The sequence below is a fragment of the Vibrio clamense genome (assembly GCF_050337905.1).
GTDB lineage: Bacteria > Pseudomonadota > Gammaproteobacteria > Enterobacterales > Vibrionaceae > Vibrio > Vibrio cortegadensis.
On the sequence record NZ_JAKJTJ010000034.1, the window covers coordinates 41,543 to 54,380 of the forward strand.

At 41.5% G+C, this 12,838-nt stretch carries 10 protein-coding genes; 8 read left to right on the forward strand and 2 right to left on the reverse strand.

Going from position 1 to position 12,838, the window contains the following annotated elements; all coding sequences use genetic code 11:
- Positions 1-88: 88 nt before the first annotated feature.
- The 6 genes from L4C39_RS18275 (at position 89) to L4C39_RS18300 (ending at position 5,664) form a co-directional block, all read left to right on the forward strand.
- The gene (locus tag L4C39_RS18275; protein WP_017053330.1) at positions 89-1,117 is read left to right on the forward strand and encodes an amino acid ABC transporter substrate-binding protein; all 1,029 of its coding nucleotides are present in this window, start codon (positions 89-91) and stop codon (positions 1,115-1,117) included.
- Positions 1,118-1,189: 72 nt separating this feature from the next.
- A complete protein-coding gene (locus L4C39_RS18280; protein WP_113796629.1) occupies positions 1,190-2,395 on the forward strand; it encodes an amino acid ABC transporter permease in 1,206 nt (401 codons plus the stop codon).
- A 1-nt stretch (position 2,396) separates the two neighbouring features.
- Positions 2,397-3,494 carry an amino acid ABC transporter permease gene (locus L4C39_RS18285; protein WP_171757389.1) on the forward strand — a complete coding sequence of 366 codons (1,098 nt, stop codon included), beginning with the start codon at positions 2,397-2,399 and terminating at the stop codon, positions 3,492-3,494.
- A 22-nt stretch (positions 3,495-3,516) separates the two neighbouring features.
- Positions 3,517-4,287: an amino acid ABC transporter ATP-binding protein gene (locus L4C39_RS18290; protein WP_113796625.1), complete on the forward strand. Its 771-nt coding sequence runs from the start codon at positions 3,517-3,519 to the stop codon at positions 4,285-4,287.
- A 234-nt stretch (positions 4,288-4,521) separates the two neighbouring features.
- Complete coding sequence (locus L4C39_RS18295) at positions 4,522-5,190, forward strand: Bax inhibitor-1/YccA family protein (RefSeq protein WP_017053326.1); 669 nt, start codon at positions 4,522-4,524, stop codon at positions 5,188-5,190.
- 144 nt (positions 5,191-5,334) lie between these two features.
- On the forward strand, positions 5,335-5,664 hold the full coding sequence (locus L4C39_RS18300; RefSeq protein ID WP_017053325.1) for a TusE/DsrC/DsvC family sulfur relay protein: 330 nt from the start codon (positions 5,335-5,337) through the stop codon (positions 5,662-5,664).
- 50 nt (positions 5,665-5,714) lie between these two features.
- On the opposite strand, the gene yccX is transcribed toward L4C39_RS18300, so the two are convergent.
- A complete protein-coding gene (gene yccX, locus L4C39_RS18305; protein WP_171757536.1) occupies positions 5,715-5,999 on the reverse strand; it encodes an acylphosphatase in 285 nt (94 codons plus the stop codon).
- A 97-nt stretch (positions 6,000-6,096) separates the two neighbouring features.
- Here yccX and L4C39_RS18310 point away from each other — a divergent pair, with 97 nt between their 5' ends.
- Together L4C39_RS18310 and L4C39_RS18315 are read left to right on the forward strand one after the other, a co-directional pair.
- Positions 6,097-7,500: a methyl-accepting chemotaxis protein gene (locus tag L4C39_RS18310; protein WP_429747332.1), complete on the forward strand. Its 1,404-nt coding sequence runs from the start codon at positions 6,097-6,099 to the stop codon at positions 7,498-7,500.
- A gap of 146 nt (positions 7,501-7,646) precedes the next feature.
- Positions 7,647-8,840 (forward strand): class I SAM-dependent methyltransferase, encoded by a 1,194-nt coding sequence (locus L4C39_RS18315; RefSeq protein WP_429747335.1) that lies wholly within the window; start codon positions 7,647-7,649, stop codon positions 8,838-8,840.
- A gap of 117 nt (positions 8,841-8,957) precedes the next feature.
- Here L4C39_RS18315 and L4C39_RS18320 read toward each other — a convergent pair.
- Positions 8,958-12,838 (reverse strand): M10 family metallopeptidase C-terminal domain-containing protein (locus tag L4C39_RS18320; protein WP_429747337.1); only part of this gene is annotated, 3,881 nt, incomplete at its 5' end.

The following is a 12,838-nucleotide window of genomic DNA, read 5'->3' on the forward strand; positions in this document are numbered from 1 at the left end:
TCAATCGTAAAGGATATAACGTAATCATGATAAGTAAGTTGTATCAGGTATTACCTGGTTTAACATGGATCATACAGGATGGATACAAATGACAAATAAACTCACTCTTCTTGCTACAGTCGTCGCTGCTTCTTCTGCCATGATGGCAACATCAGCATCAGCAGCAGATAGCACTCTGGAAAAAGTTAAATCACAAGGTTACCTAACTTGTGGTGTAAGTACTGGTCTTCCAGGGTTCTCTAACCCAAACTCAAAAGGTGAATGGGAAGGAATCGATGTTGAATATTGTCAAGCACTGGCAGCTGCTGTTCTTGGCGATAAAACAAAAGTTAAGTATGTTCCTTTAACGGCAAAAGAACGCTTCACCGCTCTCCAGTCTGGTGAAATCGATGTATTGTCGCGTAACACCACATGGACTCTTCACCGTGATACAGCTCTTGGTTTAAACTTCGTTGGCGTAAACTACTACGATGGTCAAGGTTTCATGGTCAAAAAAGATCTTGGCTTAACCAGTGCTAAAGAACTGGATGGTGCTTCTGTATGTGTTCAATCTGGTACCACTACAGAACTTAACCTAGCCGATTATTTCCGTAACAGCGGAATGTCATACAAACCGGTTGTATTTGATACGGCCGCGCAAACATCTAAAGGTTTTGATGCCGGTCGTTGTGATGTACTTACGACAGACCAATCAGGTCTTTACGCCCTTCGCTTGAACCTTAAAGATCCAAGTTCAGCGCAAGTTTTACCTGAAATCATCTCTAAAGAGCCTCTTGGACCTGTTGTTCGTCAAGATGATGACAAATGGTTTAACGTGGCAAAATGGACACTCTCTGCAATGATTAATGCCGAAGAGTATGGTATTTCGTCTAAAAACGCAGACCAAATGCTGAAATCTAAAGATCCAAACATCAAACGTATTCTTGGTGTTGATGGTCCTAAAGGTAAAGGTCTTGGCATTCGTGATGATTGGGGATACCAAGTAATCAAGCAAGTGGGTAACTATGGTGAAAGCTTTGAACGCACCGTTGGTACAGGTTCTCCTCTAGCTATTTCACGTGGCGTAAACGCCCTATGGAATGCTGGTGGCTTCATGTACGCTCCACCTATCCGCTAATTCAGTTTGGATATGTTATTGAAGGGCGGTGGGATGCCGCCCTTTCCTAAATGGATTTGAGGTTAATGTTGTATGAAACCTAATAATAATGTACCAAGTATGCAGGCAAAACCAACTGCTAAGAGTGCAAACCTATTTTATAACCCCACCTTTCGCTCAGTCATCTTCCAAATACTCGCGGTTGCTGCACTGCTCTTTTTCGGATACACCATAGTAAATAATGCTTTAACCAATCTTGATGCTAGAGGTATCGCGACTGGCTTTGGTTTCTTATCTGAAGAAGCTGGATTTGGTATTGGCTTAACACTTGTTGAGTACGATGAAACATTTTCTTATGGAAGAACATTTGTTATCGGCCTCTTGAACACGGCTTTAGTTTCAGTTCTTGGTATTATCCTAGCGACAGCCATCGGTTTTTCTGTCGGGATTGCTCGACTATCTAATAACTGGTTGGTTAGCCGTTTCGCAGCAATTTACATTGAAATTTTCCGTAATATTCCACTTCTATTGCAAATATTCTTTTGGTACTTTGCTGTACTTCAAGCGCTACCATCTGCTCGTCAAAGTATGAGTTTAGGTGAAGCAATATTCCTTAATGTTCGTGGTTTATATTTCCCCGCTCCTGTTTTTGAACAAGGTAGTGCTTTTGTAATCGCTGCTTTTATCGCCGGCATCATTGCGACATTATTCATTAGCATTTGGGCCAAAAACAAGCAAAAACTAACGGGTCAACAAACGCCGTTATTACGCATCGCTTTTGGTTTATGTATTGTCATTCCGACGATCATATTTTTTGTTATGGGACAACCTATCACGGCTGAATATCCTGAATTAAAAGGGTTCAATTTCCGTGGTGGTATCAGCATTATTCCTGAACTTGCGGCCTTAATGCTCGCACTAAGTATCTATACCGCTTCGTTTATTGCCGAAATTGTACGATCAGGGATTAACGCTGTTAGCCATGGGCAAACTGAAGCTGCCATGTCATTAGGTTTACCTCGTTCTCGAACCTTAAAGTTAGTTGTTATTCCGCAAGCTCTGAGGATCATCATTCCACCATTGACCAGTCAATATTTGAATTTAACCAAAAACTCATCCCTAGCGATGGCGATTGGTTATCCAGATTTAGTTTCGGTTTTTGCAGGGACAACCCTCAACCAAACTGGGCAAGCGATTGAAATCATTGCAATGACAATGGGTGTTTATCTCACATTGAGTATTTTGACATCTGCCTTGATGAATATCTATAACCGCAAAGTTGCGTTGGTGGAGAGATAAGATGAGCATACATGAATTTCAACCAAGCCTTCCACCACCTGCAAACACTGTCGGTGCGGTAGGTTGGCTTCGAAAAAATCTTTTTAATAGCCCTGTTAACTCAGTAGTGACTATTGTTTTAGCCTATTTAGGATTCTCTTTATTTTGGGCAATATTTGACTGGGCAATTCTCAATGCCGATTGGCTTGGAAGCACAAGAGATGCCTGTACCAGTGATGGCGCATGTTGGGTGTTTATCAGCGTTCGTTGGGATCAATTTATGTTCGGTTTCTACCCAGAAGCTGAACTGTGGCGACCTCAACTTTTCTATGCAACGCTAGCTATTTTCGTTGGCCTACTCGCCTACGAGAAAACGCCAAAACGACTTTGGATCTGGTTAGTTTTCGTTAACATATACCCATTCGTTGTTGCTGGTCTACTTTATGGTGGCGTGTTTGGCCTTGAAGTGGTTGAAACCCACAAATGGGGAGGCTTACTGGTTACGCTTATCATTGCTCTAGTGGGCATTGTGGTTTCCTTGCCTATCGGTGTTGCTTTGGCACTGGGCCGTCGTTCTGAGATGCCAATTATACGAAGCATGTGTACCATCTACATCGAAGTATGGCGTGGCGTTCCGTTAATTACAGTGCTGTTTATGGCTTCAGTAATGCTGCCACTATTTTTATCTGAAGGTTCTGAAACAGACAAGTTGATTCGAGCATTAATCGGGGTGGTTCTATTCAGTGCAGCCTATATGGCGGAAGTAATTCGTGGTGGTCTACAAGCCATTCCAAAAGGCCAATATGAAGCCGCAGATGCATTAGGTTTAAGTTACTGGAAAAAAACGGGGTTAATTATTCTCCCACAGGCGCTTAAAATCACTATTCCATCTATTGTAAATACCTTTATTGGCTTGTTTAAAGATACCAGTCTCGTACTCATCATCGGTATGTTTGATGTACTTGGTATTGGTCAAGCCGCAAACACTGACCCTGAATGGTTAGGGTTTTCAACCGAAAGTTATGTATTTGTCGCGTTAGTGTTCTGGGTGTTCTGTTTTAGCATGTCGAGATATTCGATATGGCTTGAAAACAAACTTCACACCGGCCACAAACGATAATTAAAAAGATCAAGGACGTATTATGACGCAGCAACAATCGAATACAAATGATAGTCAAGAGTTGATGATTGAACTCAAGGATATGAACAAGTGGTATGGCGAATTTCACGTACTAAAGAATATTAATCTTGAAGTTCGTAAAGGCGAAAAAATCGTTATCTGTGGCCCTTCTGGCTCTGGTAAATCAACGATGATTCGTTGTATTAACCGACTTGAAGAGCATCAAAAAGGGCATATTTTTGTATCAGGTAATGAATTAACTGAAGATTTAAAAAATATCGAAGCCGTACGAAAAGAAGTTGGTATGTGCTTCCAGCACTTCAATTTATTCCCACACTTAACGGTACTTGAAAATTGCACTCTTGCGCCTATTTGGGTTAAGAAAATGCCTAAAAAGGAAGCAGAAGCAATTGCAATGAAGTATTTAGAGCGTGTAAAGATCCCAGATCAAGCCGACAAGTTCCCAGGACAACTTTCTGGTGGTCAACAGCAACGTGTTGCTATTGCCCGTTCTCTCTGTATGAGCCCTCAAGTTATGCTTTTTGATGAACCTACCTCTGCACTCGACCCTGAAATGGTTCGTGAAGTATTGGATGTTATGGTTGAACTAGCAGATGAAGGTATGACAATGCTATGTGTTACTCACGAAATGGGTTTCGCGAAAGAGGTGGCAGATCGAGTAATCTTCATGGATGCCGGAGAAATTATTGAAGAAAATAACCCTGTCGATTTCTTCGAAAATCCACAGTCTGATCGAACTCAAAATTTCTTAAGTCAAATATTGCACCACTAAACCTGTTGCAGGCGATAAAACTTAAGGGAGGCATGCTAAGTGCCTCTCTTTTATTTTCCTCATAAGCTCATAGACTTATAATGGATGAAATATGATGTTACATCTTAGCTAACACTTAAGCTTTTATTTTTATTATTATTTTATTTAAGAACAACACTAAAAAGACTTGATTTTTTGAACTTTCAGCCCCATAACTGTTCATATAAATATTAAGTCACTCTATCGAGGAAGATTATGAATAGCCCAATGGTATCTCGCTCATCAAGCGTAGAGAGCACATTAGAAACAAACAAAGTACTTAAAAATACTTATTTCCTACTATCAATGACGCTAATCACAAGCGCTATTGCTGCCGTTGCGACTATGGCGATGCAAATGTCATCAATGATGGCGCTAGTAATGCAAGTTGCTGCAATCGGTATTCTATTTTTTGTTATGCCTAAAGCAGTTAATTCGTCGGCAGGTATTGTATGGACCTTCGTATTCACTACTTTAATGGGTGGTGCTCTTGGTCCAATGCTAAATCACTACGCTGCGATTCCAAATGGCCCTAGCCTAATCGCTCAAGCTCTTGGTTTAACAGGTTTAGTTTTCTTATCTTTATCTGCATACACAATCACGACTAAGAAAGATTTCTCTTTCATGCGTAGCTTCTTGATTGCCGGTCTTATTGTTGTTATTGCAGCAGGTTTGATCAATATCTTTGTTGGTTCAACAATGGCTCAATTGGCAATCAGTAGCATCTCTGCAATGGTATTCTCTGGTTTCATTCTATTTGATACTAGCCGTATTGTTCGTGGTGAAGAGACAAACTACATCAACGCAACAATCTCTATGTATCTAAATATTCTGAACCTATTCATCAGCCTGTTGAGTATTCTTGGTATCACCAACAACGACTAATGACTAAATTGATATGAGTAAGCCCAAGGCCAAAACCTTGGGCTTTTTTGTACCAACAGAAAGATGTGCTTGAGAAGTTGACCTCGGCTGCGCTACCCTATCTGATAACTATTTAAATACCTGTTAAAAATTAGTGGAATTACCATGCTTGAATTCAACGGCAAAACTATCGAAACTGACGCTCAAGGTTATCTGTTAGATTACACACAGTGGAGCGAAGATTTGATCCCACATTTAGCTAAAGAAGAAGGCATCGAACTAACGGATGCTCACCTTGAAGTTATTCTATTTGTTCGAAAGTTTTATGAAGAGTTTAAAACATCCCCAGCAGTGCGTATGTTGGTTAAAGCGATAGAAAAAGAACATGGTCCTGAAAAAGGAAACAGTAAGTATCTTTTTAAACTGTTCAAACAAGGCCCAGCAAAGCAAGCGACAAAATTAGCAGGGCTCCCAAAACCAGCGAAATGCTTATAAAACAAGTTTCGATAAGCTCTCGGGATTTTTAAATAATACTGTAGACCGTTCTACAGTATTTCAAACCCCTTTATATTGCATTCTTCCTCACGATCTAGTGGACCACTTCTGATGATTGAATCAACGGTTGCTGATTTAGGCCCATGTGCTAGCCATTTTGCAAATATCTCAACATTATCGCTTTGCCCACAGACCATGACTTCGACACTACCATCATTTAAATTTTTAGCGTACCCAGTCACATTAGATTCCAGCCCTTGTCTTGATGTGTAATATCGAAAACCTACGCCTTGAACCACACCAAATACGATAAACCTTTCACATTTTTGAGTCATCTAAACACCTATTTTGTCAATTGAGTGCTATATTTCACGAGTCTTTATACCTACTTTCTGTTGTAGGTTTTTACCATCTAAATTAGAGCATAGCACTATGAAAGAGATTCCATTCCGCTGGATCGATAAATATCTTATACACCTTAAAATTCAAGAAAAATTCTACCTCCTTTTCTTATTACCGGCACTTGCTCTGGTGATCCTCTCTTTCGTGCTCAGCAGTTCAGCAGACTCCATGCTTAATCAGCTGGTTCAAGATGAACTTATTCTAACCAAAAACTTAATTGAAGCTGGAGAACTCACTCGCGCGGAAGTAAGCAATTTATTAAGTAATTCAGAAACCATTCAGATTGGTAATGGTGTTGGTTCTGTGTCAGTAATGGACGGGGCGTTTAGCATCGTCGCATCTCACAATCTAACGTTGTGGGCTTCACTTTCAACCACTCACTTAGTCATCATTTTTGTCGCTTTATCTCTAATAGCTCTCGCGGTTTACTACATCATGACCTTCATTGGTGGTGCTATGTTTACAATGAATAAGGCTCTAAGTGTTCTAGCGAGTGGTAATTTAACTGAGCGCATGAACTTTTTCTTAGTACGAGACGAATTCAGTACGATCGCTATTGCTATTGATAAAGTCGCTGAACGCGAACAAAAAATGGTACTTTCGATTCAAGAGTCTGTTGCACTTATGCAGCAAATTAGCTCTGATTTGAATTTATCAACACAACAAAGTTCCGACGTTTCCAACACTCAGCAAGAGCACCTGAACTCTCTAGCGAGCGCGACCGAAGAGATGGCCTCTACAATCCGTGAAGTTGCTAACCTTGCACATGATTCCAGCACACAAACAGAAGATGCTCGCAGTGTTGCCCAAGGCGGACAGGTAAAAGTGAGTACGACTCTTGAGTCGATTTCGAATCTATCGAACGAGATTACTTCAGCTTCTCAAGCGGTTGAAGAATTGGACGCGAATGCTGCGCAAATTGACGAAGTTGTCACAACCATCAATGCTATCTCCCAGCAGACAAATTTACTTGCGTTAAATGCCGCAATCGAGGCTGCTCGTGCTGGTGAACAAGGACGCGGGTTTGCAGTTGTTGCTGATGAAGTAAGAGCGCTTGCAGGTCGAACCCAACAAGCGACCGTCGAAATTCAAAGTATGATTGAATCATTGCAGCGCAACAGCCAATCTTTGACTCAACTGATGGAAGTGACGGTTAACAATGCAAATGAGGGTCAATCCTTAATGGCTGAAGTTAATGAAGAGATAGGCCACCTTGCAGACAAAAACCAGTCTATTTCTGATAGTAGCGTTCAAATCGCGACAGCGGCAGAAGAGCAAGGCGTTGTTGCTGATAATATTGCGGCAAGTGTTGAGGAAATTCGTAATCAATCAAACAATGTGTGTGAAATGATTTCTGCATCGAATAAAAATGTTGAACAACTCCGCAAACAAAGCGATGAAATGGAAGGATTACTCACAGGCTTAAAGGCATAGCAAGTAACTCTACATTCGCTGTTTAACACCTCTTCAAGGGCTGCAAGATTTGTAGCCCTTTTCTTATTTTAGGTGAGACATTGCTTTTCCCAACCGCATCACCGACAATACACGCCATTTTTTGATTCAATATATAGAGCATCTCAATGACTCCTGCAATTTATCTAGCAAAAGGCCGCGACAAATCACTTCGACGTAAGCATCCGTGGGTATTCTCACGTGGTATTGACAAAGTGGAAGGTGAGCCTCAATCAGGTCAAACTGTCGACGTATTTGCGCAGAACGGCAAATGGCTAGCTAAAGCAGCGTACTCTCCTACTTCGCAAATTCGAGCTCGTGTTTGGAGCTTTGAGAAAGAAGAGATCAATAAAGAGTTTTTCATTAAACGAATTCAAAATGCTCAACTTCTACGTGAAGAGATTATTGAACGTGACGGCCTTACTGGTTATCGCCTGATTGCTGCGGAATCAGACGGCCTTCCAGGCATTACCATTGATAAATACCAAGACTTTCTTGTTTGCCAACTGCTTAGTGCTGGCGCTGAATTGAACAAACAGATTCTAGTTGAAGCGTTAGTTCATTGCTTCCCTGAGTGTAATGTTTATGAACGTTCTGATGTTGCAGTTCGTAAAAAAGAGGGGTTAGAGCAAACTGTGGGTGTTCTTCATGGCGAAGAGCCACCTAAGTCTGTTGTGATTGAAGAGAATGGCATCAAAATCAGTGTCGACATTGTTGAAGGCCACAAAACGGGTTTCTATCTTGATCAGCGTGACAGCCGTAAAGAGTCAATGAAATACGTTAAAAACAAAGACGTTTTAAACTGTTTCTCATACACCGGTGGTTTTGGACTATACGCACTTAAAGGCGGAGCAAAACGTGTAATCAATGCAGACGTATCTCAACCGGCATTAGATATGGCTAAACACAACGCTGAAATCAATGAATTTGATATTTCCAAAAAACGCGCAGTGTTCTTGAATGCGGATGTATTCAAACTATTGCGTGAGTACCGCGACCAAGGTACAAAGTTTGATGTTGTTATCATGGACCCACCAAAGTTTGTATCCAGCAAAAACAACTTAACATCTGGTGCGAACGGTTATAAAGATATCAACATGTTGGCAATGCAGATTTTAAGCCCAGGTGGCACCTTACTGACTTACTCTTGCTCTGGTTTGATGGGAGCAGATCTGTTCCAAAAAATCATTGCTGATGCCGCATTAGATGCTGGCCGCAGTGTGAAATTTGTAGAGCGTTTTGAACAAGCCGCAGATCACCTTACCGACACTGCTTACCCAGAAGGTTTCTACCTGAAAGGTTTTGCTTGTAAGGTTCTATAAGTAACACCATCAATTTCCTTAGTATTTTAATCTAGGCATAGCTAACATAAACGTCTGTTTTAAAATACTAAAATAGTTCATACAAAAAAGGGCCTTTCGGCCCTTTTCTCTTTCTAATTATTCAACATGTATTATTTTTAGAATCGCTAGCATATCAGACTGTGAGTAATTACCGCTTGAGCCTTCCAAATTGTAGTCACTGAACTGACTGGCTGCATCATCCAACACTATCGTCTGTGTTTCTGAGCCATGCGATATAGTAAGCGTAAGATCATCGCCATCAGTTGAAACGTCAATCTTTGATAGCAAATCGTTCATGTCTGAACTTCCTGTATCTGAAATCAGCTCTGATAAATCGATATGATCGGTATCTCGATGGAAATCAGTAATCACATCTTCGTGGTCATCTAATGAGTCATCAACCCATTTGAAGATATCATCGCCTTCCCCACCAGTAAGAATGTCGTTACCCGTACCACCAATGAGAATATCGTTACCAATACCACCATCTAGCGTGTCGTTACCTGTGCCACCACGAAGACCATCATTCCCAGAACCACCGTAAATAGTATCATTCCCAGAGCCTCCGAACATGAGATCAACGCCACCCTGCCCATAAATAGTATCATCGCCACCGCCACCATGACCGATATCAATATGTGCACTGCTAAACTGTGAGCTATTCAGCGCGCTATCTTCACCTTCTGGTGTATTCTGCAAATTCTGCTCATCTGAACCAGACATAAATGACTTCATATTCTCATTTGCTTGAGCAATATTAGCATTTGAGTTTGCGTTGCTGTCTCCAAGTCCATGGCTTTCACCGAGGTAGATAGTATCATTACCTCTACCTAGGAACACATCATCTCCTGCAGCACCTACATCTACAGTTAACCCTTTGCTATGATCTTCCACAACGAAGTTGTCTTTTCCTGCTGGGTTTTGACTCCAGAGTAACTCCTCATCAGAAGTACCAAAATGATTCAGTCTTAAGTGATCGACAACATCCCCTTCGGATTTGACATCTGGTACAACACTCACTCCAATATTGAACTGTAGCGAACTGGTACTAGTATCACCATCATTATCCACAAGTGTATATTCGAAATTTAACGAAGTATCTGTCGTTACTGTTGCACCGAAGAATTGGTATCCCCCTGTATCTAAATCAATAGCCATAGAGTGGGATTTATTAATAAAGACAGAGAGTATATGTGTGTCACTGTTAAATGAGTGTTTCGTTGACACGTCATCAGATGGAGATGTTAAACGTGTGCCATCGAATTGATAGGTAACACCGTCAATTTCAATGCTCTCAACATGCCCGCCATCAGCACCAAATCCATTCAATACACCAGAACTATTACTAGAAGCAATAGAACCCGTGATAGGGTCAATCACTGATTGAAGGATAACTGGTGGTAACTGCGTGATATCAGGTACTACTACAGCCTCAATTTGACTATTATTGGCGCCGTTGTATGCAATATCATTAAGGTGCTCAACTGGAACTGATTCGCCCATTCCATAAGCAAGCGCAGTAATATCGCGCGCGGCCAAATAACTTTCCCACACCCCCTGTTCAGTTTCATCAATGATGCCATCTGAATTAGATGCGCCATCCGAAAGGAAATAAGCCAAATTAGAAGGAGAACCATCGACTTTGCCTGCATCATCCCAGTGCCCCATAGCAGCATCGATAGCATTATCATAATGAGTTCCGCCCCCGGCTTTGAGATCATTGACCAGTTTAATCGCTTCTTCAACTGTCATCCAACTTGAGCCACTGGCCGCATTTTGAGCATCAGAAGAAGAGGTGAACGTCACTATCTGAACTTTCGTATCACCTAGTGACTGGTATTCATTGAGGAGCTGTTTTGCTGCATCTTGCATAACACTTAAGCGAGAAACACTTGTGATATCCTTTTCCCCAGTCTCCGCATCCCATTTCATTGAGCCAGATATATCTAAGATCAATTGGACATTCGCACCATCCTTCACTGTAGGTTGAAGATCGTGTACGACTGTATGTGCTACTGGGCTGTCATCTTCAACATGGACCGAAATAGTTCCACTTCCGGATAAATGGCCATCCGAAACAACAACGGGAATATCAAATGACTCAACATCTTCACCAGCGGTATTACTATGCTTAATAGCTGAGTTCAACTCGACAGTGTAATGCCCATTATCATCAATAGTTGCCGTAACAACAGAAACCTCAGCAGTACTTGAGTCTCCATCATGGTCGACGGTCCCAGTTATTGTCTGCTTATCTCCACTCAATACCCAAGATACCTCTTCGTCTCCAACGAATAATGAATCGATAGGCGTAGAGAATGATACCGTTAAAGGATCATGGTTCTGATCATTCAAAGTTAAACTACCAGAAACAGATGTAACATCGGTAGTGTCTGTACCATTAGGCAAACCCGTACTGTCCAGCAATCCTTGAGTTAGTCCTTCTTCTGAAAGCCTAACATCTGCATCACCAATAATAGGAGCTTGTGGGCGCTCTAGAACAGTTACAACCAAGTCTGCTTGATTTGTTGCTGTATCGTTATTACTTGACTCAGTTGCAGTTGCTATTATGGAATAGTTATATACGCCTGGTTCATCAATAACTACAGACAATTTTGAAAGATCAAGTGCTGAAACATCGACAGGGTTTACTAAACCAACCGTTATTGTTGTATTACCATCACTGATTTGTGTACCAACAGGTAAACCAGAAATTGATACAGATAAAGTTTCCGATGTATCAGTATCATTAAGACTCGCACCAAATTCTGGCAAATCAATAGCACTGTCTTCATAACCTAGAGAATCGGCTTTAATAATCTCTAAGTTGTCTAGTATTGCTCCTACACTACTCTTGGTTCGCGTATCTGCCGAAACAAGCAATAAACTATGATTTCCTCCGACATCAGACGGCAGTACAACTGTTTGGTCTCTTAACCACTCTTCATCAGTAGGCCTGAATTCATACAGAATTGTTTCCTTGCCTGTATCTCTATTGACCCAAATAACATTTAGATCAGAGTTACCATTTGAAATTGAGTTGTTTCGACCACTGATATCAAAACTAAACGAATAATATTGCCCTTGCTCCACATTAATATCAGTATAAACGACATCATTAACATTATTATATTCAATCTCAAGAACTGTATTCGTGGAGTCACCACCAGATCGATATGTCGACTCTTTACCAACTTCGATACGGTCACCATTGCTACTGTGCCATTCCCCGATGGTGCCAAAACCATCAATTTTATCTATTTTAACGCCACCCCAATCATTTGAAAATTTGGCGTCTTCAAAATCGATTGCAGCCTGAACATTATCACTATTAACCAATAAATTTGGCTTATCTGCAACGGCTGCAATATCAACAGACATAGTTGACGAATTACTGTTATTGACGCCATCAGTTCCATAATAAGTAAATTCTGCGTAATCGCCTTGATGGTTTCCAAGTGGGTCTCCGATTTCGTCCGCAAGTGAAGAACTAGACTCATCAGCTACCGGAACGAACACTAATTTACCTGCATCGATCGCTACTTGAGTGACTTCATAACCGTTATCAATAACAGATGTTGTAAGTGCAACCCAGGTAGAACCTTCTAGAATATAAAGCGAGCCCGATGCCGGTTGACTGGTAATCACCACCGACAACTCAGTTGAATCTTGATCGCTAACGTTAAAATCAGACCATTTAAATTTGTAGTTGTTATCCTCGGAACCTACAACGTGAGAGTTTGAAGCTGTTGGAGCAAAGTCGTTGTCTACTATCACCGCGCTCGCTTGGCCGCTGCCCGTCACGTGGGCGTCGGTCTTCGCGGTGATTTGACCGATCACACTCTCTAGCCCTTCAATCACCGAGTCGTCTTTTGGCGTGATCACCACGTCCACCGACTCGCTGTCGGCCAACGTCACATCATATCCTGCGCCACCAAACAGAGCCGTCACTTGCGCGCCGCTGAGCGGCTCACCAT